This is a genomic window from Microlunatus spumicola (assembly GCF_039536445.1).
Classification (GTDB): domain Bacteria; phylum Actinomycetota; class Actinomycetes; order Propionibacteriales; family Propionibacteriaceae; genus Microlunatus; species Microlunatus spumicola.
The window spans coordinates 92,905-116,401 of record NZ_BAAAYR010000006.1 but is presented as its reverse complement, the minus strand read 5'-3'; the positions used below and the strand labels follow the sequence as shown (position 1 = coordinate 116,401).

The following is a 23,497-nucleotide window of genomic DNA, read 5'->3' as shown; positions in this document are numbered from 1 at the left end:
ATAACGTTGTAAATGGGTGGTCCCACCACCCGGCCGGTCGACGAAGATCGTGCAGCGCACGTGCCTCGGGCGCGTCGTGAGCGACCTCCGTGCCCGGAGATGCTCGACCGGTGACCCAGCCGGCCCTCCCCTCCGCGGGACCGCCGGACGTCAGCGACAGACGACGAAGTCCACGCAGCACGAAGGGAATCTCATGCGGAAGTCCATCCTGGCCGGTGCCTCGGGCATCGCCCTGGCCCTGGCGCTGTCGGCCTGCGCCACCAGCGCGAACAACTCCGGCGGTGGCGGCGGCAGCGCGCCGACCGTCGAGGAGTCGGGCACCAGCCCGAAGCTGACCGACTGCACCAACAAGATGAAGAACGACGCGCCGCAGGTCTCGGTCTGGGGCTGGTACCCGAACATGGCCAACGTCGTCGACAACTTCAACGCCGCCCACACCGACGTCCAGATCTGCTGGAACAACGTCGGCCAGGGCCAGGACGAGTACACGAAGGTGCAGACGGCCATCTCGGCCAAGAAGGGCCTGCCGGGCGTCGTCATGCTCGAGGCGGACCACCTCTCGAGCTACACGATCCAGGACGCGCTCGTCGACCTCGTCCCCTACGGCGCCAACGACGTGAAGGGCAACTTCTCCGAAGGCGCCTGGAAGGACGTCTCGCAGGGCGACAAGGTCTTCGGCATCCCGGTCGACGGCGGGCCGATGGCGCTGATCTACCGCACCGACGTGTTCGAGAAGTACGGCATCACCACCCCGCCGAAGACCTGGGCCGAGTACGCCGAGGACGCGGCGAAGGTCAAGGCCGCGGGCGGTCCCGTCTTCGGCGACCTGGGCTCGAACGTCCCCGCCGCCTTCATGGCGCTGCAGATCCAGAAGGGCGCGGTGCCCTTCGGCTACGACATCAACGACCCGCAGTCGCTGACCGTCCGGCTCAACGACCAGGCGTCGAAGGACGTGCTCAACTACTGGGCCGACCTCGCCAACAAGGGCCTGGTCGGCAAGCAGGACCAGTTCACGACCGACTACATCTCCGGCGTCGTGAACGGCAAGTACGCGACCTACACCTCCGCCGCCTGGGCGCCCGGCTACCTGACCGGCGCCGGCGTCGGCAAGGGCCAGTCCAAGGGCGTCTGGGGCGTCGCCCCGCTGCCGCAGTGGGACGAGGCCGCACCGGTCTCGGTGAACTGGGGCGGCTCGACCTTCGCGGTCACCACCCAGGCCACGGACAAGAAGCTCGCGGCCATCGTCGCCAAGGGCATCTACGCCGACCCGACCTCGCTGGAGGAGGGCTGGAAGAAGCAGATCATCTTCCCGCTCAACCAGACGGTCCTGAAGTCCGCCGAGTTCGCCGACAACAAGTCGGAGTTCTTCAGCGGCCAGCAGGCCAACAAGGAGGTCTACCTCCCCGCGGAGGCCGCGTACAAGGGCGTCACCTACGCCCCGATCACGACCTACTACTACGCGCAGTTCCAGGCCGTGCTCGCCAAGATCAACTCGGGCAAGACGACCGGTGACGAGGCCGCCGACGAGCTGCAGGCGAACATCGTGAAGTACGCCGAGAGCCAGGGCTTCAAGGTCACGCAGTAGGCACGCCAGCCGCGCCGGACCCGGGGGCACCTCGCCCCCGGGTCCGGCACCCCTCTCATGCGAAGGAGCCGCGGGCATGGCCCACGCCACCGCCGTCGACGTGACGTCGCCGACCTCCACCAGCCGGACCCGGTCCGGCAAGGGACGCCCCGGGCTGAACGAGCGCAAGCGCTCGCGCACCGGCCTGCTGTTCGTCCTCCCGTTCGCCCTGGTCTTCGTGGCCTTCCTGGTCGCTCCCCTGCTGTACGCGTTCTACCTGAGCCTCTACAGCAAGGGCCTCGCCACCGGCGTCGTGTTCGCGGGGCTGAAGAACTACACGACCGCGTTCACCGACCCGCAGTTCCTCAAGGGCGTCTGGTTCGTCGTCCGCTTCGCGCTGGTGCTGATCCCGGTGCAGATGTTCGTCTCGCTGGCGCTGGCCCTCGTGCTGGACAGCCTGACCACGCGGTTCGCCCGCTTCGCCCGGCTGATGATCTTCCTGCCGTACGCGATCCCCGCCGTCATCGGCGCCCTCATGTGGGGCTTCCTCTACAGCCCGACCTTCGGGCCGATGCAGCAGATCGCCGACCTGTTCGGCGCCCAGGCCCCCTTCCTGCTCGACCCCGACCACGTGTTCGGCGGCCTGATGAACGTGGTCACCTGGCAGTGGGCCGGCTACTACATGATCATCATCTTCGCCGCGCTGCGCGGGATCGACTCCTCGATCTACGAGGCGGCCAAGATCGACGGCGCCAGCGCCTGGCAGATCGCCTTCCGCGTCAAGGTGCCGATGATCTCCTCGGCGCTGCTGCTGATCCTGGTGTTCGCGCTGATCGGGACGCTGCAGTTCTTCACCGAGCCGCAGGCCCTGCGGCTGGTGTCGAACGGCACGATCACCCCGGACTTCACGCCGAACATCTACGCGTTCAGCCAGGCCTTCGCCTACGCCAACTTCAACTACGCGTCGGCGATCAGCTTCTCCCTCGGCATCGTGGTCTTCATCGCGGTGTACGTCTTCCTCTTCCTCACCCGTAAGCGCGGGAGCATCGCATGACGACCACGGCACCCGTCCCCGCCCGCACGGCCACGGCCGAGCCGGCCAAGCCTCGTACGGAGGCCGTCCGCGGCCCGCGCCAGCGCACCCTGCTGCCGCACCTGTTCCTCGGCATCCTGGTGATCTACTTCCTCGTCCCGCTGTGGTGGCTCTTCGTGGCCAGCACGAAGGACGCCCAGGGCCTCTTCGGCGGGGCCCACGGGGCGCTGTGGTTCGACTCGCGGTTCAACCTGTGGAGCAACCTGCGTGAGCTCGTCACCTACAACGACGGGATCTACCTGCGCTGGATCGGCAACTCGCTGCTCTACGCGGTGACCGGCGGGCTGGGCGCCACGGCGCTCGCGGTCCTGGCCGGCTACGGCTTCGCCAAGTTCCGCTTCGGCGGCCGCCGGGTGATGCTCGCGGTGCTGCTCGGGTCGGTCATGGTGCCGCTGACCGCGCTGGTCATCCCGACCTTCGTGCTGTTCAGCAACCTCAACCTGACCGACTCGATCTGGGCCGTGATCCTGCCGTCGCTGCTCAACCCGTTCGGCGTCTACCTGATGCAGGTCTACACGGCCGACGCGGTGCCCGACGAGCTGCTCGACGCCGCCCGCGTGGACGGGGCCGGGGAGATCATGACCTTCCTGCGGGTCGCCTTCCCGCTGCTGCGCCCGGCGGTCGTCACCGTGCTGCTGCTGTCGGTCGTCGGCACCTGGAACAACTACTTCCTGCCGCTGGCGATGCTGGCCAACACCAAGCTCTTCCCCATCACCGTGGGGCTCGGGCTGTGGCAGGGTCAGGCGTCGGCCAACAACGGCGGCGGCACCTCGCTGTGGGGCCTGATCATCGTCGGCTCCCTGGTGTCGGTCATCCCGCTGGTGATCGCCTTCCTGTCGCTGCAGAAGTACTGGCAGGGCGGCCTCTCCCTCGGTGCGCTGAAGTAGCCGGTCCCCCGACCGACCCCGCTCGACGCACCCCTCAACCCCTCCCCCGAACCTCCCCGCTCCGGCCCGACCCAGAAGGACCACCCATGCCCTCCGCCGACCTCACGCTCGACCCGCACTTCACCGTGGGGCGGGTCAACCGACGCCTCTTCGGCTCCTTCGTCGAGCACCTCGGCCGCTGCGTCTACGACGGCATCTACGAGCCCGGCCACCCGAGCGCCGACCCGGAGGGCTTCCGGACCGACGTCATGGAGCTCGTCCGCGAGCTGGGCGTCTCGGCCATCCGCTACCCCGGCGGCAACTTCGTCTCGGGCTTCCGCTGGGAGGACTCGGTCGGCCCGCGCGAGGAGCGCCCGGCCCGGCTCGACCTGGCCTGGCACTCCACCGAGAGCAACGAGGTCGGGCTCGACGAGTTCGCGGGCTGGCTGGAGAAGGTCGGCAGCGAGCTGATGTACGCGGTCAACCTCGGCACCCGCGGGGTGCTGGAGGCGGTCGACGTGCTCGAGTACGCCAACATCCGCTCGGGCACCGCGCTCTCCGACGCGCGCATCAAGAACGGCCGCGTCGACCCGCACCGGATCAAGATGTGGTGCCTGGGCAACGAGATGGACGGGCCCTGGCAGCTCGGCCACCGCAGCGCCGAGGACTACGGGAAGATCGCGTCCCAGACCGCCAAGGCGATGCGCCAGCTCGACCCCGACCTCGAGCTCGTCGTCTGCGGCAGCTCCAACGCGCAGATGCCGACCTTCGGCTCGTGGGAGCACACCGTCCTGCGCCACACGTACGACGACGTCGACTACATCTCCTGCCACGCCTACTACGAGGAGCACGACGGCGACGCCGCCAGCTTCCTCGCCGTCGCCACGAACATGGACCACTTCATCGAGTCCGTGGTCGCCACCGCGGACACGGTGCGGGCCGAGCTCGGCCGGACGAAGCGGATCGACATCTCCTTCGACGAGTGGAACGTCTGGTACAACACCCGCTACCACTCCGAGCAGCAGATCACCGACATCGAGCGCTGGCCCACGGCCCCCCGGCTGCTCGAGGACGCCTACTCCGTCATCGACGCGGTCGTCGTCGGCAACCTGCTGATCTCGCTGCTCAAGCACGCCGACCGCGTCACGTCGGCCTCGCTCGCCCAGCTGGTCAACGTCATCGCGCCGATCATGACCGAGCCCGGCGGCCCGGCCTGGCGCCAGACCACGTTCTTCCCGTTCGCCATCACCTCCCGGCTGGCCGTCGGGCACGCGCTCGAGGTGCGGCTGACCTGCGACACGTACGAGACGAAGGCCTACGGCGAGGTGCCGCTGGTCGACGCCGTCGCCACGCACGACCCGGAGACGGGCCGGACGGCGATCTTCCTCGTGAACCGGTCGCTGGACGCCCCGACCACGGTCACGGTCGACGTCGGCCGCCTCGGGGCCGTGGAGCTGCTCGAGACGCACACGCTCGCCGACGACGACGTCTACGCGGCGAACACCCTGACCGACCAGGAGCGGGTCGGCGTCTCCCCGAACCCGAGCGCCACGGTCGCCGACGGGCGCCTGACCGTCGAGCTGCCCGCCTGCTCCTGGACGGCCCTCTCGCTCGGCTGACCGGACCGCTCGCACCGCGGCCGGCCTCTCGTCCGGCAGCCGCTCGTCCGTCCGGCCCCTCGTCGCCTGGCCCCGCGCCGGTCGGCGGGGGGCGCGGCCATGCCCTAGGTTCGGGTCGTGGCCGCCGCGAGCAGGGTGCCGATCGTGCTCTTCGTCGGCGACGACGCGAGCTCGACCCAGATCGCGGAGACGCTGCTGCGCCGCCTCGTCGGCGACCGGCTGCAGATCCGTACGGCGGGCGCGCAGCTGCCCGACCCCGGTGGGCGGGCGGACCAGATGCTCGTGATGATGGGCCTCGACCCGGCCCACGAGGACCGGCTGAGCGTGTCCGCGCTGCACGCCGCCGACCGCGTGGTGATCCTCTCCACCCGCCTCGACGTCGCCCGCGTGCCGGGCCGGACGTACGAGGAGTGGGACGTCGAGAACGACGACCTGGCCGCCCGCGTACGCGCCCTCGCCATCGAGCTGCTGGGGGCGGAACCGGACCGGCGCACCCGTCCCGTGGACGTGGTGCGCCGGATCCTGGCCGAGCTACGGACGCGACTTCAGAAGATGCTCTTCGGGTCGTAGTACTCGTCGATGTTCTCGCAGCCGATCCCGACCGCCTTGGTGAAGGACTCCGGCGGGTAGTCCGCCGGCTTCTTCACGCCGGTGGCGATGTCGACGGCGTACCCCAGGGCCTGCTCGGCCGCCAGGGACGGGGAGTTGAGCCCGGTCGAGATGTAGCGACCGTTGCAGCCGCCGGACTTGATCAGCGCCAGCGCCTCCTTCTGGCCGTCGGCCGAGGCGGCGACGTAGACGTTCTTGTACTGCTCCTTGCCGTTGACGACGTTGTAGCCGCCCAGGGCCATCGAGTCGTTCAGCCCGAGCACGAGGTCGGTGTCCGGGTTGGCGGCCAGCATGTTCTCGGCCGCCACCTGGCCCTTGTCCTGCGCGTAGTCGCCGGACTGCTCGCCCTTGATCTCGTACTGCAGCCCGCCCTCCTTCAGCCCGTCGAGGAAGCCCTGGCGGCGGTTCGGCCCGACGAACTCGTCGGTGGCGGGGCCGGTGAGGATCACCATCTTGATGCTCTGCTTGCCCATGTCGAGGAAGCGCTTCGCGGTGATCTTGCCCGACTCGCGACCGATGGTGAGGTTGTCCGACGACACGCTCGTGGTGCCCGTCCCCGGGACGCCGGTGTCGATGTAGATGACGGGGATCTTGGAGGCGACCTGCGTCATCATCTCCTTCTGGCCCTTGACGCTGGTGGCGTTGACGACCAGGACGTTCGCGCCCTGGGCCATCATCGCCTGCATCTGGTTCAGCTGGATCGCCGGATCCTTGTTGGCCGCCTGGAAGAGCAGCTTGAAGCCCTTGTCCTTGGCGATCTGCTCCGACTGCACCTGCATGGCGGCGAAGTACGGCGCCTGCAGCTGCTGCTGCGCGAAGCCGACGACGACCTTCGAGACGTCGGGCTGCACGCCGCCCGCGGGTCCCTGCGCGGGCGCCGACGACGGGTAGATCTGGCCGCACGCGCTGGCGGCGAGCAGCACGGCCACGCCGCCCGTCGCGGCGGCCGCCCGGGCGGCCCGGGAGCGGAGACGGTTCCTCATCGGGGTCCTCCTGCCCGCCTCGCCCGGGCTCACTTGGCCGCCGGCGCGGTGGCCCGGCGCTTGCGCGAGAACTGGATGGTGGCCAGCGTGACGGCGACCAGGATCAGCGCGCCGCGGAAGGCGTCCTGGAGGAAGGTGGAGACGTTCAGCAGGGACAGCAGGTTGGCGATCACGGCGAAGATGATCGTGCCGACGACGGCGCCGAAGACCTTGCCGTAGCCGCCCGACAGCCGCGCCCCGCCGATGACGACGGCCGCGATGGCCTCCAGCTCGAGCAGGTTGCCCGCGGTCGACGTGCCGCTGGCGAAGCGCCCCAGGAACATCCAGCCGCCGAGCCCGACGAGCAGGCCGGCGAGGATGTAGACGGACCAGAGGGTGGTCTTGACCGGGATGCCCGAGCTGCGGGCCGCCTCGACGTTGCTGCCGATCGCGTAGACGCGGCGACCCCACACGGTGCGGTAGAGCAGGAACGCGATCAGGGCGACCATGACCAGCCAGATGATGGCGAGGACCGGGATGCCGATGATCGTCGTCTGGCCGAGCTTGGCGTACGAGGCCGCGGCGGTGGGGTTGATCGGGATGCCGTTGCCGTACGCGTAGACCAGGCCGCGGGCGAGGGCCAGCATGCCGAGCGTGACGATGAACGGCTCGAGGCCCCGGAACGAGACGAGGAAGCCGTTGACCGCCCCGATGATCGCGCCGATGATCAGGGCGACGACCAGCCCGAGGAACACCGACGGCCCGCCGAACAGGCCGGCGGCGATGACCGCGGCCAGCCCGAGCGCGGAGCCCACGCTGATGTCGATGCCGCCGGTGAGGACGACGATGAGCTCGGCGAGCGTCACCACGCCGATGATCGACATCTGCAGCAGCAGGTTCGTGAGGTTGGTGCCGCCCCAGAAGATCGAGCCGCGGGTGATCGTCGCCACCAGGAGCAGCGCGACCAGGATGTAGAGCGCGTACTGGCTCTTGAGCCAGCCGACGACGGGGCTGCCCCGCTGCGCCTCCGGCTGGGCCTGTGGAGCGGGGGCGGGTGCGGTCGCGGTGGCGCTCACGGGGTGACTCCTTCGTCGGTGCTGCTGGGTCTGCTGCGGCTGCTGGGGCGGAGCACGTCGTACGGCTCCGCCGGTCCGGTCCGGCACGAGGCCGGGCGGCGGCTAGTCCTGGTGGGTGAGGGCGGTGCGGATGAGGTCGTCGGTGTCGGCCTCGGCGGGGTCGAACTCCGCCACGATCTGGCCGTTGCGCATCACGAGGATGCGGTGGCAGAGCGAGAGCAGCTCCTCGGCCTCGCTGGAGATGACGAGGACGCCCTTCTCGCGGGCGGCCACGCCGTGGATGATCTCGTAGATGTTGGAGCGGGCACCGACGTCGATGCCCTTGGTCGGCTCGTCCAGCACCACGAAGTCGGGGTCGGACTCGAGCCACTTGGCGATGACGACCTTCTGCTGGTTGCCGCCGGACAACGAGCTCGTGTACGTCTTCGGCCCGCCCTTGACCTGGAACTCGTCGATGAGCTCGCGGACGCGGGACCGCTCCTTGGTGGCGTCGATGACGCCGCCCTTCGACCACTTCGGCAGCACGACCAGGCTCATGTTCTCGCCGTTGTCGAAGTCCTTGACGAAGCCCTCGAGCCGGCGGTCCTCCGTCAGGTAGACGACGGACTTGTCGAGCGCCTGCCCCGGGGAGCTCAGCGCGACCTCCTCGCCGCGGATCAGGATGGTGCCGCTCGCCGCCTTCTTCTGCCCGGTGATGGTGCGCCCGACCGAGGACCGGCCGCTGCCGACCAGCCCGTAGAGGCCGACGACCTCGCCGGGGAAGACGTCGAAGGACACCCCGGCGGCGGTCCCGCCGTGCAGGTCGCGCACCGAGACCAGGGGCTGCTTGCCCTCGGTCTGCGCCGGCTTGGGCCGGTCGAGCGCCTTGAGCGCCTGGCCGATCATGAGCGTGGTGACCTCGTCGGGGTTGGTCTCGGACGTCTTGAGCACGTCGACGAGCAGGCCGTTGCGCAGCACCGCGATCCGGTCCGACATCGCGAACACCTCGTTCAGCCGATGGCTGACGAACATGATGTGCGTCCCGGCCCCGCGCTCGCGCCTGACGAGGTCGAGGATGTCGTTGAAGTGCTCCTCGCTGGTCGAGGCCGTGGTCTCGTCCAGGATCATGATCTTGTGGGTCGTGACCTCGGCCCGGCTGAGCGAGAGCATCTGGCGCTGCCCGGGGCCCAGGTCGCGGGCCAGCTGGTTGGTCCGCAGGCCGCCCAGCCCGACCTTGGCGAGCACCCGGCGCGTCTCGTCGCTGTTCGCGTCCACCTTGGTCGCCCACGGGCGGATGTCGCGGCCCTCGCGCAGCTTGTAGAGCCACACGTTCTCGCCGACGGTGAAGTCGTCGATGATCAACGGCTCCTGGAACATCATCAGGACGCCGGCCTGCTCGGCCTCGGCCGCGTTGCGGACCGGGTGCGGGAAGCCGGCGATCTGGATCTCGCCCTCGGTGAGGGGCTGGACGCCGGCCAGCAGCTTGGCGAAGGTCGACTTGCCGGCGCCGTTCGCGCCGCAGACCGCGAGCACCTCGCCCGCGTAGCCCTCGAGGTCCACGCCGTCGAGGGCCTTCACGCCCGGGTAGTGCTTCTTCACACCGGTCGCCCGGAAGAGGACCTCGGGCTCGTCGGGACGTCCGTCCGGGGACGTGGACGTCGTCATCGGCTCGTACCACTCAACGTTGGGTGCACCTTAACGAACCTCACGCATGGCGCAGGTCCTGTCAATGTTCCCGCGCCGGAAGTTCGCCCCGAAGCCGGAACGTGATCAACTTCCGGGCCTCACGGCCCTGCGGAGGCGGCGCAGGGCCGAACCGCCTCCTAGCGATCGGCCTTGACCGCGAGCACCGGGACCGGGGACTCCAGCAGCAGGCGCTGCGACACGCTGCCGAGCACCGCCTTGCCGATCGGGGACCGGCGCCGCAGCCCGATGACCATGCGGGTCACCCCCGGACGCTCCTCGAGGGCGTCGAGGACCGCCTCGACCGGGTCGCTGTCGTCGCTGCCGACCCGGTCGACGACCTCGTGCGGGAGGTCGACCGGCAGGGCGGAGACGTCGAGCGGACTGAGGGTCAGGTTGACCACCACGAGGTCGGTGCGCAGCTGCTGCGCCTCCTCGGCGGCGACCGACAGCGCGTGCCGGCCCTCCTTGCTGTCGGCCACGGCGACGAGGATGCTCACGGGGATCCCTCTCGGGTCGGCGACCGGCGCACCGGTCGGCGGGGTCGGGCGTGCGGGGTCTGGGGTGCGGGGTCTGGTGCGGAGCGGGGCGTCCCGGCCTCAGCTGTACTGGCGGCGGAACTGGTCCTCGAGCTGCTCCAGCGACCGCCCGCGGGTCTCGGGGACCTGCGTGTAGATGAAGACCAGCGCGAGCACGCCGAGCCCCGCGAAGATGAAGAACGTCGGGGCGATGCCGAGCGCGGTGACCACGCTCGGGAAGCCGAGCGCCACGACCGCGTTCGCGATCCAGAGCATGAAGACGCACAGCCCGATGGCGAAGCTGCGGATCTTGAGCGGGAAGATCTCGGCCAGCATCAGCCACACCAGCGGGCCGATGGTGCCCTGCATCGAGAAGACGAAGAGCACGACGAAGACGAGGATGAAGTACGCCTTGGCCTGGCCGTCGGGCAGCAGCAGCGCCGACAGCCCGACGAGCACGTGGAAGAACGTGGTGAGGGTGAAGCCGGCGAGCAGCATCTTGCGCCGGTCGATCCGGTTCATCAGCAGCAGGCCGACCGTGATGCCGAGGACGCTGAACAGGCCGTTGAGCGTGTTGGCGATGATCGCGGCGGAGGCGGAGAAGCCGGACTGCGTCAGCAGCTGCGTCCCGTAGTACATGACCGAGTTGATCCCGGTGAACTGCTGGAACACCCCCAGCCCGACGCCGATGAAGATCAGCCGGCGGATCCAGCGGACGCCGAGGTCGGACGCCCCGCCGGTCTGCGCGGCACGCTCCTCCTCGGCCAGCGTGCGCACCTCGGCCATCTCGGCCTCCGCGCGCTCGGGCGAGCGGACCTGGCGCAGCACGTCGAGCGCCTCGCCGTCGCGCTCCTTGAGGACGAGCCAGCGCGGGCTCTCGGGCATCCGCAGCATGCCCACGAACAGCGCGATGGCCGGCAGCACGGCGACGGCGAGCATGTAGCGCCAGACGCCCTCGTGCTCGCCCCAGACCTGGAAGATGATCGCGTTGATGATGAAGGCGGCGAACTGCCCGCTCACGATCATGACCTCGTTGCGGGTGACCATGCTGCCGCGCCGCTCGTACGGGGCGATCTCGCTGAGGTAGACCGGGACGGTCGCCGACGCGGCACCGACGGCCAGCCCGAGGACGAGCCGGAAGAAGGCGAGCACCGGCCAGCTCGGGCTGAAGACGCAGCCGAGCGTCCCGACCACGAAGACGACCGCGATGAGGATGATGTTGTTCCGGCGCCCGCGGAGGTCGGAGAGCTTGCCGCCCACGATCGCGCCGATCGCCGCGCCGAAGATGAGGATCGAGACCACGAGCCCCTCGGTGAACGAGGTCAGACCGAGGTCGGCCTTCATCGGCTCCAGCGCCCCGTTGATCACGCCGGTGTCGTAGCCGAACAGCAGACCGCCGAAGGTCGCGACGACGGCCACGAGCCCGAGGCGCGACGAGTGCGGCCCCTTGGTGTCCGGGGGCAGGTCGGTGACCGGTGCGGTCGTGTCGTGAGCCATCGGGGGGTCCCTCCGTCGTCGCTGACGTGCTGCCACCCCACCAGTACCCATCGACGAGAGTTCCATCTGGTGGGACATCGTTCTCTCCAGTGGGACACTAGGGCGCGGCCGTCGACAAGGTCAAGGCGGCCCACGGGTGGTAGAACGGCGGTCTCACCCAGAGGAGCACCATGAGTCAGAGCGAGCGGAGCGGCCCCTTCGTCGAGTCCGTGCTGCGCGCCGTCCGCCTGCTGGAGTGCTTCCGGACCGGCGAGCCGGAGCTGACGCTGAGCGAGCTCGTCCGCCGCTCGGGCTACTCCAAGTCCACCGCGCACCGCCTGCTGAGCACGCTGCAGGTGGCGGGCTGGCTGGAGCGCACGCCGGACAACCGGTTCCGGCTGACGATCCGGCCGTTCCAGACGGGGTCGGTGCTGGTCGAGAGCCTCGACGTCACCCGCGTCGCCCCGCCCCTGCTGACCCGGCTGTCGATCGAGTCCGGGCAGACGACCTACCTCGTGGTCGCCGCGGGGAGCGACGCGGTCTGCCTGGAGCGCGTCACCGTCGGCGCGCGGATCCGGGTGCTCGAGCTCGAGATCGGCGGTTCGCAGCCGCTGCACGTCGGCGGGGCCCCGCGCGCGCTGCTCGCCTTCGACGAGGAGGCGCTGCTGCCCGCCGTCCTGCGGACCGGGCTCCCCGGCCGCACCCCGACGACCATCACCACCGAGGACGCCCTCCGGGCCGACCTGGCGGCGACGCGGGCCCGCGGCTACGCGGTCTCCGACGGGGACAGCACCGTGGGGGTCGCGGCCCTCGGCGCGCCGGTCTTCGGCCACGGCGAGCGGGTGGTCGGCGCGGTCAGCCTGGGCGGCATCCGCGAGGACGTCCTCCCGCCGCGGCCGGAGCACGTCACCGCGCTGCTGCGCACGGCGTCGGAGCTGTCGGCGCGGCTGGGTTCGCGGACGTCGGCCGCCGCGCTGACGGCGGCGTCGCTCACGACGACCTGAGGGGAGGGCGGCCGCCCCTCAGGCGCCCAGCTCGACCAGCACCCGCGGCAGCTCCGCCAGCAGCTCGCTGGCCAGGAACCCGAGCCGCCCCACCGCGGCGGCGAGCCGGTCCCCCGCCGCGGCGTGGACGTGGCTCGCCCAGCAGACCGCCTGCGCGGGCTCGGTCCCCCGCGCCAGCAGCCCGGCGATCGCACCGGCCAGCACGTCGCCGCTGCCCGAGGTCGCCAGGCCGATCTGCCCGGCCCCGGTGCGCCAGCGACCGCCGTCGGGGTCGGCGACCAGGCCCTGGCAGGAGACCACCGCGCCGAAGGTGCGGGCGATCTCGGGGACGTCGGACTCCGCGTCCTCGAGGTCGCGGCCCAGCAGCCGGCCCGCCTCGGTGGAGTTCGGGGTCAGGACCAGGCGCCCGGCGAAGGGGGCGACGTCGTCGCGCAGGTCGGGCAGGACGCCGAGGGCGTACGCGTCGAGCAGCAGCCAGGCCTCGTCCGACACCAGCGGCAGCGCCGTGCGCACAAGGTCGCGCGTGTGGTCGGGGTCGTCGAGACCGGGCCCGAGGACGACCACGCCGGCCGACCCGAGGTCGTCCTCGAGCGCACCGAGGTCGTCGCCCCGGACGGAGCCTCGGGCGGTCTGCGGCAGCCCGACGACGCCGGCCTCGGGGGTCGCCACCGCCATGGGCACGGCCGCCTGCTCGGCGACGGCGAGGGTGAGGCGTCCGGCCCCGACCCGCAGGGCCGCGAGCCCGGCGAGCAGCGCGGCCCCGGGCGTCTTGGCCGCACCTCCGACGACGAGGACGTCGCCGCGCGAGTACTTCGAGTCCCCGGCCGACGGCAGGGCCCAGTCCCGGAGCAGGACCGGGGTCAGGTCACGCACGGGGGTGGACAGCGCCCTCACCCCCGTGGGTGGTGACCGGGAGGCCGGCGGCCTCGACGTGGGCGACGTCGTTGAACCGGGCGAGCCGCCAGGTGAGGTCGGGCTCGCGGACCAGCTGCGTGATCGAGACGTTGAGCACCGGCGTCGACGCGCCGACGGCGAGGATGCCCGCCTCGTCGAGGCGCTCGCAGACGTAGCGGAAGCTCAGCACCAGGGCGTCGTGGCACACGACGACCGCGCGGGTCCCGTCCGGCACCGCCGCCAGGTCACCGACGAAGCTGCGGACGCGGAGCACGACGTCCGCCCAGGACTCACCGCCCGGCGGCCGGTGGAAGAACTTGCCCAGCCACCGGCGCCGCTCGGCCTCCTCCGGGTAGCGGTTGGCCACGCCCTTGGTGGTCAGCAGGTCGAGGACCCCCAGCTCACGGTCGCGGAGCCGCTCGTCGACGAGGACGGGACGCTCCTCCCCCGCCGCCGCCAGCGCCAGCTCGGCGGTCTGCCGTGCGCGGACGTAGGGCGAGGACCAGACGAGGGTGGGCCGGTCGTCGGCCAGCAGCGTCCGCAGGCCGGCCCCGAGCGCGCGCGCCTGGTCCTGCCCGAGCTCGGAGAGCTCCACGTCGGCGTCGCGGCGGTCGATGTCGATCACCTCGGCGTCGGCCGCGTGCGCGGCCGCGGCGGCGATGTTCCCCCTGCTCTCGCCGTGGCGGACGAGCACGAGCTCAGCGGCGCTCAATCGTCGACTCCTGGGTCGGCGGACGCGTCCCGCGGAGGGATCCTCCCGGGACGGGTCCGGGGTGGGACCGGTCGCCCGCACGTTACCGAGGAGGCCGCTGGGGTTCCGGGGACGCGGGCGCGGCACCCGTGCGGTAGGCCGCGAGCAGGCGTTCGAGCAGCAGCGTCGCCGCCTGCCCGGGCGAGGGACGCGTGATGACGTTGAAGTCCCAGCCGACGGGGTCGGCGAGCGGGACGGTCACGGTCCCGTCGCTGGGCGGGAGCAGCACCTCGGGCAGGACGGCGACCCCGAGGCCGTTGGCGACGAAGAGCGGGATCGTGATCGTCTCGGTCACCTCGGTGCGGACGTCGCGCACGATGCCGCGCGCGCCGAGCGCGACGTCGAGGACGTCCCGGTTGCCGAAGCCGACGGGTGCGTCGACGAAGGGCTCGGACGCGAGCTCCTCCAGGTGCAGCCCGGCGCGCCCGGCCAGCGGGTGCCCGGTCGGGAGGACGACCGCGTACGGCGACGTCACGAGGTGGTGCACGGCCAGGCCGGGGGCGGACGACGCGGGCAGGCCGTAGAGGCTGATGTCGAGCCGGCCCCGCCGGACCGCCTCGGCGAGCTCCCCGGAGCCGGCCGGCGCGGCGCGCAGCCGGAGGTCGACGAGCGGGTGGTCGCGGTGGAACGCGCCGACGACCTGCGGGACCACCAGGTGGCTCACGTTGGAGAAGACGCCGATCCGCAGCTGGCCGCGGAGCTCGCCGCGCGGGTCGGCCGCGGTCCGGGCGCGCGCCTCGGCGGCCGCCAGCTCGCGCAGCGCGGGGAGGACGGCCTCGCCGGCCGGCGTGATGCGGACGCCGCGCTGGTCGCGGTCGAACAGGGCGGCCCCGAGCTCCCGCTCGAGCGCCCGGACGCCGGCCGAGACGGTCGACTGCCCGGCGTAGACGCGCTGCGCGGCCCTCGTGAAGCTCAGCTCGTCGGCGACCGCGATCGCGTACTCGACCTGTCGGGTGTCCATCTCGGCTCCCCTCCGCTCCCGCCTCACAAGGTCATCGCTCTGAGCGATGACGATGACCAACAGTATGCGTTGGACGCGATGCTGTGAGCGGTTGAGCATGGAGGGGTGACGACGACGACCGAGGCTCCGACCTCGACCTCGACCCCTGCAGCCGGACGCCTCCCCCACGGGGTGGGGTTCTGGGTGATCGCGCTGGCCTTCCTGACCGAGATGGCGTTCTGCGCCGTCCCCACCCCGCTCTACGCGATCTACCAGCAGCGTGACGGCTTCCCGACGACCGTCCTCACGGTGATCTTCGCCGCCTACGCGGTCGGGGTCATGCTGAGCCTGTACCTCGCGGGCCACGTCTCCGACTGGCTCGGCCGCCGCCGCGTTATCCTCGCCTCGCTCCTGGTCAACCTGCTCTCGGCGGGCCTCTTCCTCGTCTGGGACGACGTCGCCGGACTGGTCGTCGCGCGGTTCGTGAGCGGCCTCGGCATCGGCATCCTCACCGCCACGGCCACCGCGCACCTGTCCGAGCTGGGGGCCGCGGCCCGCCTCACCAAGGGCCGCGCCGCGATCGTGTCCACCTTCGCGAACCTCGGGGGCATCGGCCTCGGCCCGCTGGTCAGCGGCTTCATCGCCACCGGGTCCTCGCGCCCGCTGGTGACGCCGTACGTGGTCTTCGCCGTGCTCCTGGCCGTCGAGGTGGTCCTCGTCGCCCTGGTCCCGGAGACGGTCGAGCGCCGCGAGGAGGGCGTGGCCTACCGGCCGCAGCGCATCGCCGTCCCGGCCGCCGGCCGCGCGGCCTTCTGGTCGGCCGCCGCAGCGGCCTTCGCGGCCTTCGCGGTGTTCGGCACCTTCACCGGGCTCTCCTCGACGTTCCTCGTCGGGATCCTCGGGCAGCACTCGCACCTGCTGGCCGGCGTGGCACCGTTCATCCTCTTCATGGCCGCCGCCGCCGCGCAGGTCGCGACGGCCCGGGTGGCGACGAAGCGGCAGATCGGCCTGGCCATGGTGCTCGCGGCGCTCGGGCTGGCGACCATCGCCGCCGGCGGGATCGTCGCCTCGCTCGTGCTCTTCCTCGTCGGCGCCGGCGTCGGTGGGGCCGGCATCGGCATCCTGTTCCGCGGCGCGCTGACCACGGTCGCCGCGGTCGCCGACCCGACCCGCCGGGGCGAGGCGCTCGCGGGGATTTTCCTCCTCGCCTACGCGGGGATGACCGTTCCCCCGCTGCTGGCCGCCGCGGCCCTCACGGTCTGGCCGGTCGTGGCCGTGCTCGTCGGCCTCCTCGCCCTCGCGACGGCGCTCGTGCTCGTCTCGGGCTCGCGGATGCGCCGCGTCTGAGGCTCGTCGGGCGTACCAAGCAGTCCGGGCGTCCCGCCTGCGTGCGGGACGCCCGGACGTCTGCTCGGTTCAGAAGAGCTCCCAGCCCCCGGGTGTCCGGAGGGGGAAGGTGCTGCCACCGGGCTCTCGCCCTGGTGGTTCAGCTGTCGAAAAAAGTAGCCCCGACGGGATTCGAACCCGCGCTACCGCCTTGAGAGGGCGGCGTGCTAGGCCGCTACACAACGGGGCCCTAGCTTGTCCTGCGCTGGGGTACTAGGACTCGAACCTAGACTAACTGAACCAGAATCAGCCGGGCTGCCAATTACCCCATACCCCATCTCGGCCGGGTCGAAGGACCCGATCGGGAAGGATGCTCCCTGCCAGGAGCACGAGAGATGACTCTACCGGAGCGCAGCCTCTCGACTCAAACCGGCGCGGTGTTCAAGACGTCACACGTGTCGCTGCGAGGTCCACGCGGTTCCGTAGGCGCATGAGCCGGGCGACGAGCAGCGCGAGGCCGGCGGCCAGGACGAAGGCCAGGATCTGGATCCCCGACTGGGCCCAGGTCAGCGACTGCACGCTGCGCAGGGCGGCGATGGAGGTCGTGACACCGGCACCGACGAAGGCGACCACGTTGTTCAGGACGTGCGCCGCGATGCCCGCCTCCAGGCCGCCCACCCACCAGACCAGCAGCCCCGCCAGCAGCCCGAACACGAGCCGGTTCACGAAGAGCGCGAGGTTCTGGGTGCCGTGCAGCAGCGCGAAGACGAAGGCCGAGGTGACGACCCCGAACCACGGCCGCGCCACCACGCTGCCGAGCGACTGCATCAGGTAGCCGCGGAAGAAGATCTCCTCCGCCGCCGCCTGCAGCGGGGACGTCAGCACGATGACGACCAGGAACAGCCAGAAGCCGGTCTGCGGGCCCACGGAACCCGACGGCTCGAGCACCGTCGACACCACCTGGATGCCGACGAACACCACGGCCGAGGTGCCCAGGCACGCCAGCAGGTAGCGCCAGCGGACGCCGGGCAGGACGGAGAAGAGCCAGCGCGTCCGCGCGCGGTGCACGACGAGCACGAGCACGAGCGCGATCGGGATCAGCACGGCGATGGCGAGGTTGGACGCGAGCAGCCCGCTCGGGCGCTCGTACGCGATCGCCTGCGTGTAGTAGGTCCGGTAGTCGACCGGGTGCGTGAGGGTCCACGCCACCCGGATGACGAGGAGGTTGACCAGCCCGACGAGCACCGCGTAGAGGGAGAGACCGAGCAGCGCGCCCATGACCGAGCGCCACCAGACGGTCTCGGCGTTGCGGAGCGCGAGCGGGTACGGGGCGCCGTCCGCGGGCAGCAGGCCCGGGTCGACCTCTTTGCGCAGCGGTTCGAGGGGCCGGGAGGGAGCGGGGCGCGGCGGCTGCGCCCCGCCCCGGACGGCCGGGTTCCCGGAACGTCCGGCCGGTCGCGGCCGAGGTCTGTCCGCCGCCACGTCAGCGCGCCTCGGGCGCCCCGAGCCGCTCCGACGCGGCCGCGATCCGGGCCAGCGTCGAGCCCCGCCCCAGCAGCTCCAGCGACTCGAACAGCGGCGGCGAGATCTTGCGCCCCGTCACGGCCACCCGGACCGGCCCGAACGCGTTGCGCGGCTTGAGCCCCAGGCCCTCCACGAGCGCCGCCCGCAGGGCCGTCTCGATGCCCGCCGCGTCGAAGGGCTCCAGGCCCTCCAGCGCCTCGTGCGCGGCCCGCAGCGCGGCGTCCGCGCCGGAGCCGAGCAGGCCGTCCTCGACCTCGAGGTGAGCGTCGTCGACGAAGAGGAACGCCACGAGCCCGACGGCCTCGGAGAGGGTCTGGATGCGCTCCTGCACGAGCGGCGTCACGGCGGCGAGGAGCGCGTGCTGCTCGGGCGTGGGCGGGTCGGCCACGAGGCCGGCGCTGACGAAGTACGGCACCAGCGCCGCGGTCAGCTCGTCGGTGCCGAGCAGCCGGATGTGCGAGGCGTTGATGGCCTCGCACTTGCGCGGGTCGAAGCGGGCCGGGTTGGCGTTGACCCGCAGGATGTCGAAGGCGTCGACCATCTCGGCGAGGGTGAAGACGTCGCGGTCCTCGGCGATGGACCACCCGAGCAGCGCGAGGTAGTTCAGCAGGCCCTCGGGCAGGTAGCCCTGGTCGCGGTACTCGGCCAGGCCCGCGCCCTTGTCCCGCTTGGACAGGCGGCGGTTGCCCTCCCCCAGCACGGTCGGCAGGTGGCCGAAGCGCGGCGTGCGGCCGGAGCCGACGCCGATCTTCGCCAGCGCCTCGTAGAGGACGATCTGGCGCGGGGTCGACGGGAGCAGGTCCTCGCCGCGCAGGACGTGGGTGATCTCCATCAGGGCGTCGTCGACCGGGTTGACGAGCGTGTAGAGCGGCTCGCCGTTGGCCCGGACGAGGACGTAGTCCGGCACGTGCTCGGCCGCGAACCGGACCTCGCCGCGAACGAGGTCGTCGAAGACGATGTCGTCGTCGGGCACCCGCATGCGCACGACCGAGGCGGCGCCCACGGCCTCGAGCTGCTCGACCCGCTCGGCGGGGAGGTTGCGGCAGAAGCCGTCGTAGCCCGAGGGCACGCCCTTCGGTCGGGCCGCCTCGCGGGCCTCGATCTCCTCGCGGGTGCAGTAGCACCGGTAGGCGGCACCGGACTCGAGCAGCCGGGTGGCGACGTCGCGGTAGGTGTCGCCGCGCTCGCTCTGGATGTAGGGCGCGTACGGCCCCCCGACCCCGGGACCCTCGTCCCAGTCGAGGCCGAGCCAGGTCAGCGAGTCGTAGAGCACCTGGTAGGACTCGGCGAGGTTCCGGCCGGCGTCCGTGTCCTCCACGCGCAGCACGAAGGTGCCGCCGTAGTGGCGCGCGAAGACCCAGTTGAACAGGGCGCTGCGGACGTTGCCGACGTGCAGGTTGCCGGTCGGGGACGGCGGGAACCGGACCCGGACCTGCTCGGGGGCGAGGTCGCCGAGCACGCGGGCGTCGTCGCGGGGCGCGCGCAGCGGCAGGTCGGGGGCGGGGCCGCTCTCCTCGGGACCGGTCAGGTCCACCTGGGACGGGCTGGTCGTCGGGTCGGTGCTCACGCGTGGTCCTCGTCGGTGGGGCTGGGGTCGCTGCTATCCGCATTCCCGCTGCGGTCGCTCGCGACGATGTTGGTGAGGGAGCCGATCCCCTCGATCGACACGGTCACCTCCTGGCCGGGCAGCATCGGCCCGACCCCCTCGGGGGTGCCGGTGAGGATGACGTCCCCGGGCAGCAGGGTCGTGTACGAGGAGATGAAGGCGATGATCTCGGTGATGCCGAGCACCAGGTCGGAGGTGCGCCCGTCCTGCACGACCGCGCCGTCGAGGGTGGTCGTCAGGCGCAGGTCGCTCACCTCGGCGATGCTCTGGTGCGTGGTGATCCACGGGCCCAGCGGGCAGAACGTGTCGTAGCCCTTCGCCCGCGACCACTGGCCGTCGGACTTCTGCAGGTCCCGCGCGGTGACGTCGTTGGCGACGGTCCAGCCGAAGATGACGTCCTTCGCCCGCTCGACCGGGACCTCGCGGCAGATGCGCCCGATGACCACCGCGAGCTCGCCCTCGTACGAGAGGTGCTGCGTCGTCGTCGGGTAGATGATCGGCTCGCCGGGGCCGATCACCGAGGTGTTGGGCTTGAAGAAGGTCAGCGGCGTGGTGGGCACCTCGCCGCCCATCTCGGCGGCGTGGGCGGCGTAGTTCTTGCCGACGGCCACGACCTTGCTCCGCGGGATCACCGGGGCGAGCAGCCGGACGCCGTCGAGCTCGCGACGCTCCCCGGTCAGCTGGACGGGTTGGGCGATGGGGTCGCCGGTGAGCACGGAGACGGTGCCGGGGTAGCGGCCACCGTCCTCGGCCAGCTCGACGACGCCGTACTGGGGGTCGCCGTCAGCGGCGAACCGGGCAATGCGCATGGGTTCCAGCCTATCGGGGGTGGGCGGCCCGGGACTTCCCGGCAGACTGGGCGCATGGCGGCGTACGACGTGGTGGACCTGATCAAGACGAAGCGCGACGGCGGGACGCTCACCGACGGCGAGATCGACTGGGTGATCGACGCCTACACCGCGGGCGAGGTGGCCGAGGAGCAGATGGCGGCCTTCGCGATGGCGATCCTGCTGCGCGGCCTCGACCGCACGGAGCTGAGCCGCTGGACCGCGGCGATGATCGCGTCGGGCGACCGGCTGGACTTCTCCGGCCTGAGCCGCCCGACGGCGGACAAGCACTCCACCGGCGGCGTCGGCGACAAGATCACGCTGCCGCTCGCGCCCCTGGTCGCGGCCTGCGGCGTCGCGGTCCCCCAGCTGTCGGGGCGCGGGCTCGGCCACACCGGCGGGACGCTCGACAAGCTGGAGGCGATCCCGGGCTGGCGGGCCTCCCTGTCGACGGCGGAGATGATGACCCAGCTCGAGGACGTGGGCGCGGTGATCTGCGCCGCCGGGTCGGGCCTGGCCCCCGCCGACAAGAAGCTCTACGCGCTGCGCGACGTGACCGGGACGGTCGAGTCGATCGCTCTGATCGCCTCGTCGATCATGAGCAAGAAGATCGCCGAGGGCACCGGTGCGCTCGTCCTCGACGTGAAGGTCGGCGCCGGGGCGTTCATGAAGGACGAGGCGTCCGCGCGCGAGCTGGCCGAGACGATGGTGGCGCTCGGCACGGACGCCGGCGTGCGGACGGTCGCCCTGCTCACCCGGATGGACTCCCCGCTCGGGCGCAGCGCCGGCAACGCCGTCGAGGTGGCCGAGTCGGTCGACGTCCTGCGGGGCGGCGGGCCGGCGGACGTCGTCGAGCTCACGCTGGCGCTCGCCCGCGAGATGCTCGCCGGCGCCGGGCGGGACGACGTGGACCCGGCCGACGCCCTGGCCGACGGACGGGCGTACGACACCTGGCGGGCGATGGTCAGCGCGCAGGGCGGCGACCCGGACGCCCCGCTCCCCCGCGCCCAGGCGACCGAGGACGTCCTCGCGCCGGCCAGCGGCACCCTGACCCGGCTCGACGCGATGGCCGTGGGGCTCGCGGCCTGGCGGCTCGGCGCCGGCCGTGCGCGGCCCGGGGACGCGGTGCAGGCGGCCGCCGGGGTCACCTGGCACGCAGGTCTGGGCGACGAGGTCCGCGAGGGCGACCCGCTGCTGACCCTGCACACCGACACCCCGGAACGCTTCGAGCGCGCGTTCGCCGCGCTGGAGGGCGCCTTCGACGTCGAGGCCGGGGCCGCGTACGAGGCGCCCCCGCTCGTGATCGACCGCATCGCCTGACAGCGGGGCCGACCCGTCCGGGCCCCCTCAGCTGGCTCAGGACACTGCTTCGATGCGCTCTGGGGGCGTTCTCGCTGAGGAGCCAACCCGTTCCGGGCCCTTCGACAAGCTCAGGGAGCGTTCTCGCTGACGCCCCCTGAGCTTGTCGAAGGGCCTCGGAGAGGTCGGCTCGCGCGGGAAACGGCGTCGACAGACGTCCGTCCGGTGGGCGAGGCTCGGGCGATGACCAGCACCAGCGACCTCTGGCCGCCCGCCGGCCTCGTCGTGCGCAGCGGCGACCTGACGCTGACGCCGATCGTCGACGACGACCTGCCGGGACTCGTCGACCTGGTGCTCTCCGGGGTGCACGAGCCCGAGCGGCAGCCGTTCGCGACGCCGTGGACCCGGACGCCCCCGGAGCAGGTGCCGGCGATGTTCGCCGCCCACCACTGGTCGGAGCGGGCGTCCTTCGCGGTCGACCACGTCTCCGTCGACCTGGCGGTCCGCCGTGGCGGCGAGCTCGTCGGCACGCAGGGCTTCGCCGGGGGTGCGTACGCGATCACCCGGACCGCGGAGACCGGCTCGTGGCTGGCGCAGCGCTTCCAGGGCCAGGGCATCGGCACCCGGATGCGGCAGGCGGTCTGCACGCTGCTCTTCGACCACCTGGACGCCGCCGAGGTGACGTCCGCGGCCTGGTCCGACAACCCGGCGTCCCTGGCCGTCAGCCGCAAGGTGGGCTACCGCCCCGGCGACCTCGCCCGCAAGGTGCGCGAGGGCGCGCTGGCCCTCGAGCAGCGCCTGGTGCTGGCCCCGGAGGACCTCGTGCGGGGGGACCTGGTCGTGGTCACCGGCGCGGAGCCCCTGCGGGCCTTCCTCGGCCTGGGTCAGCCCGGCTCGGCGTAGCGGGCGGAGGCCGCCCGCAGGCTGGCGACGAGGTGCGCGACGACCTCGGGCGGCTCGAGCACCCGGACCGCGTCGGCGAAGCCGGCGAGCGCGGCCACCGCGGCGTGCGTCGAGAGCACCTCGACCTCGAGCACCAGCGGGTCCTCGCCGACGACGCGGGGCTGCCCGCTCCCGACGGCGCCGAGCATGATCCTGACCTCCGCCAGGTGCCCGTCGGCGACCTCGAGGCGGACCGTGAGGCCCGGCGGCCGCACAAACCCCGCCCGCAGCTCGCGCCACAGGGCCCGCAGGTCCAGGTCGGCCGGCCGGTCGCTGACCTCGTCGAGCACCTCGGCGGCCTCCACGCGGTCGATCCGGTAGGTGTGCGGGCGGCCGCGGTGGGCCGCGACGAGGTACCAGGACCGGCCCGCCTGGAGCAGCCCGTACGGGTCGAGGGTGCGCGCCGAGGGGCGCACGTCGTTACGGCCGCGGTAGCGCACCCGGACCCGGCGGTCGGCGAACACCGCCCGCTGCAGGGTGGCGAGGTGGACCAGGTCGTCCGGTCCCCCGAACCAGCCGTCCGGGTCGACGACGACCCGCTGGGCCAGCTGCTCGGCCGACCGCGCGAGCTCGGGCGCGAGCCGCACCGACAGCTTGCGTACGGCGCTGCGCAGCGCGTCGTCCAGCCCAGCCGCCTGCACCGACCCGGTGCCGCTCAGCAGGAGGGCCTGCGTCTCGGCGGGGCTCAGGTCCTCCACCGCCGGGCGGAACCCGGGCAGCAGGGCGAAGCCGCCCGTACGCCCGCGCTCCGCGTAGACCGGGACCCCGGCCGCCGACAGCGCCTCCATGTCCCGGAGCACGGTGCGCACGCTGACCTCGAGCCGCGTGGCCAGCTCGGTGGCGCTCAGCCGGCCGTGGGTGCGCAGCAGGGCCACGACCTGCATCAGCCGGTCCGCCCGCACCCTCGACATCCTGGCAGGAAACCTGACACAGGACGTC

Annotated in this window: 21 protein-coding genes and 2 tRNA genes; 9 read left to right on the top strand and 14 right to left on the bottom strand. The window is 72.1% G+C overall.

What is annotated here, in order from left to right; genetic code table 11:
* Positions 1–193: 193 nt before the first annotated feature.
* From ABD665_RS20075 to ABD665_RS20055, 5 genes are all read left to right on the top strand, one after another.
* The gene (locus ABD665_RS20075) at positions 194–1,585 is read left to right on the top strand and encodes an extracellular solute-binding protein (protein ID WP_204912814.1); all 1,392 of its coding nucleotides are present in this window, start codon (positions 194–196) and stop codon (positions 1,583–1,585) included.
* Positions 1,586–1,661: 76 nt separating this feature from the next.
* Positions 1,662–2,618 (top strand): ABC transporter permease subunit, encoded by a 957-nt coding sequence (locus tag ABD665_RS20070; protein ID WP_204912815.1) that lies wholly within the window; start codon positions 1,662–1,664, stop codon positions 2,616–2,618.
* Positions 2,615–3,544 (top strand): ABC transporter permease subunit, encoded by a 930-nt coding sequence (locus ABD665_RS20065; protein ID WP_204912816.1) that lies wholly within the window; start codon positions 2,615–2,617, stop codon positions 3,542–3,544. The genes ABD665_RS20070 and ABD665_RS20065 overlap by 4 nt, the downstream gene beginning before the upstream one ends.
* Before the next feature lie 86 nt (positions 3,545–3,630).
* Positions 3,631–5,142: an arabinosylfuranosidase ArfA gene (gene arfA, locus ABD665_RS20060; protein WP_204912817.1), complete on the top strand. Its 1,512-nt coding sequence runs from the start codon at positions 3,631–3,633 to the stop codon at positions 5,140–5,142.
* Between the two features lie 117 nt (positions 5,143–5,259).
* Positions 5,260–5,712, top strand: a complete 453-nt coding sequence (locus ABD665_RS20055; protein ID WP_204912818.1) for a hypothetical protein — start codon at positions 5,260–5,262, stop codon at positions 5,710–5,712.
* Here ABD665_RS20055 and ABD665_RS20050 read toward each other — a convergent pair.
* The 5 genes from ABD665_RS20050 to ABD665_RS20030 form a co-directional block, all read right to left on the bottom strand.
* The gene (locus ABD665_RS20050) at positions 5,688–6,734 is read right to left on the bottom strand and encodes a substrate-binding domain-containing protein (protein ID WP_204912819.1); all 1,047 of its coding nucleotides are present in this window, start codon (positions 6,732–6,734) and stop codon (positions 5,688–5,690) included. The genes ABD665_RS20055 and ABD665_RS20050 overlap by 25 nt on opposite strands.
* A gap of 29 nt (positions 6,735–6,763) precedes the next feature.
* Positions 6,764–7,789, bottom strand: coding sequence for an ABC transporter permease subunit (locus tag ABD665_RS20045; RefSeq protein ID WP_204912820.1), 1,026 nt, complete (start codon positions 7,787–7,789; stop codon positions 6,764–6,766).
* A 102-nt stretch (positions 7,790–7,891) separates the two neighbouring features.
* On the bottom strand, positions 7,892–9,433 hold the full coding sequence (locus ABD665_RS20040; protein WP_204912821.1) for an ATP-binding cassette domain-containing protein: 1,542 nt from the start codon (positions 9,431–9,433) through the stop codon (positions 7,892–7,894).
* Positions 9,434–9,591: 158 nt separating this feature from the next.
* A complete protein-coding gene (locus tag ABD665_RS20035) occupies positions 9,592–9,951 on the bottom strand; it encodes a universal stress protein (protein WP_204912822.1) in 360 nt (119 codons plus the stop codon).
* A 99-nt stretch (positions 9,952–10,050) separates the two neighbouring features.
* Positions 10,051–11,466, bottom strand: coding sequence for a sugar porter family MFS transporter (locus ABD665_RS20030; RefSeq protein WP_204912823.1), 1,416 nt, complete (start codon positions 11,464–11,466; stop codon positions 10,051–10,053).
* Positions 11,467–11,636: 170 nt separating this feature from the next.
* Between ABD665_RS20030 and ABD665_RS20025 the strand changes: the two genes are divergently transcribed.
* Positions 11,637–12,449, top strand: coding sequence for an IclR family transcriptional regulator domain-containing protein (locus ABD665_RS20025; RefSeq protein WP_204912824.1), 813 nt, complete (start codon positions 11,637–11,639; stop codon positions 12,447–12,449).
* Between the two features lie 18 nt (positions 12,450–12,467).
* Here ABD665_RS20025 and ABD665_RS20020 read toward each other — a convergent pair whose 3' ends face one another.
* The 3 genes from ABD665_RS20020 to ABD665_RS20010 all read right to left on the bottom strand — a co-directional run bounded on the left by ABD665_RS20020 (position 12,468) and on the right by ABD665_RS20010 (position 15,055).
* On the bottom strand, positions 12,468–13,322 hold the full coding sequence (locus ABD665_RS20020) for an NAD(P)H-hydrate dehydratase (protein ID WP_344742883.1): 855 nt from the start codon (positions 13,320–13,322) through the stop codon (positions 12,468–12,470).
* Positions 13,315–14,055, bottom strand: a complete 741-nt coding sequence (locus ABD665_RS20015; protein ID WP_204912826.1) for a histidine phosphatase family protein — start codon at positions 14,053–14,055, stop codon at positions 13,315–13,317. Before ABD665_RS20015 ends, ABD665_RS20020 begins: the two co-directional genes overlap by 8 nt.
* Positions 14,056–14,137: 82 nt before the next feature.
* On the bottom strand, positions 14,138–15,055 hold the full coding sequence (locus ABD665_RS20010) for a LysR substrate-binding domain-containing protein (RefSeq protein ID WP_204912827.1): 918 nt from the start codon (positions 15,053–15,055) through the stop codon (positions 14,138–14,140).
* A 105-nt stretch (positions 15,056–15,160) separates the two neighbouring features.
* Here ABD665_RS20010 and ABD665_RS20005 point away from each other — a divergent pair, with 105 nt between their 5' ends.
* A complete protein-coding gene (locus tag ABD665_RS20005; RefSeq protein WP_204912828.1) occupies positions 15,161–16,381 on the top strand; it encodes an MFS transporter in 1,221 nt (406 codons plus the stop codon).
* Positions 16,382–16,537: 156 nt separating this feature from the next.
* Here ABD665_RS20005 and ABD665_RS20000 read toward each other — a convergent pair.
* From ABD665_RS20000 to ABD665_RS19980, 5 genes are all read right to left on the bottom strand, one after another.
* Positions 16,538–16,610: transfer RNA gene (locus ABD665_RS20000), tRNA-Glu, on the bottom strand.
* Between the two features lie 15 nt (positions 16,611–16,625).
* Positions 16,626–16,697: transfer RNA gene (locus ABD665_RS19995), tRNA-Gln, on the bottom strand.
* A gap of 104 nt (positions 16,698–16,801) precedes the next feature.
* Complete coding sequence (locus tag ABD665_RS19990) at positions 16,802–17,842, bottom strand: CPBP family glutamic-type intramembrane protease (protein ID WP_204912829.1); 1,041 nt, start codon at positions 17,840–17,842, stop codon at positions 16,802–16,804.
* A gap of 1 nt (position 17,843) precedes the next feature.
* Positions 17,844–19,451 (bottom strand): glutamate--tRNA ligase, encoded by a 1,608-nt coding sequence (gene gltX / locus ABD665_RS19985; protein WP_425562192.1) that lies wholly within the window; start codon positions 19,449–19,451, stop codon positions 17,844–17,846.
* On the bottom strand, positions 19,448–20,299 hold the full coding sequence (locus ABD665_RS19980; RefSeq protein ID WP_204912830.1) for a fumarylacetoacetate hydrolase family protein: 852 nt from the start codon (positions 20,297–20,299) through the stop codon (positions 19,448–19,450). The genes gltX and ABD665_RS19980 overlap by 4 nt, the downstream gene beginning before the upstream one ends.
* Before the next feature lie 54 nt (positions 20,300–20,353).
* Between ABD665_RS19980 and ABD665_RS19975 the strand changes: the two genes are divergently transcribed.
* Both ABD665_RS19975 and ABD665_RS19970 read left to right on the top strand, forming a co-directional pair.
* Complete coding sequence (locus tag ABD665_RS19975; protein WP_204912831.1) at positions 20,354–21,637, top strand: thymidine phosphorylase; 1,284 nt, start codon at positions 20,354–20,356, stop codon at positions 21,635–21,637.
* A 222-nt stretch (positions 21,638–21,859) separates the two neighbouring features.
* Entirely contained in the window at positions 21,860–22,519 is a 660-nt protein-coding gene (locus ABD665_RS19970) for a GNAT family N-acetyltransferase (protein ID WP_204912832.1), read from the top strand.
* Here the strand turns inward: ABD665_RS19970 and ABD665_RS19965 are convergent.
* Positions 22,501–23,469 (bottom strand): helix-turn-helix transcriptional regulator, encoded by a 969-nt coding sequence (locus ABD665_RS19965; RefSeq protein WP_344742878.1) that lies wholly within the window; start codon positions 23,467–23,469, stop codon positions 22,501–22,503. The two genes, ABD665_RS19970 and ABD665_RS19965, sit on opposite strands and share 19 nt — an antisense overlap.
* Positions 23,470–23,497: the final 28 nt, after the last annotated feature.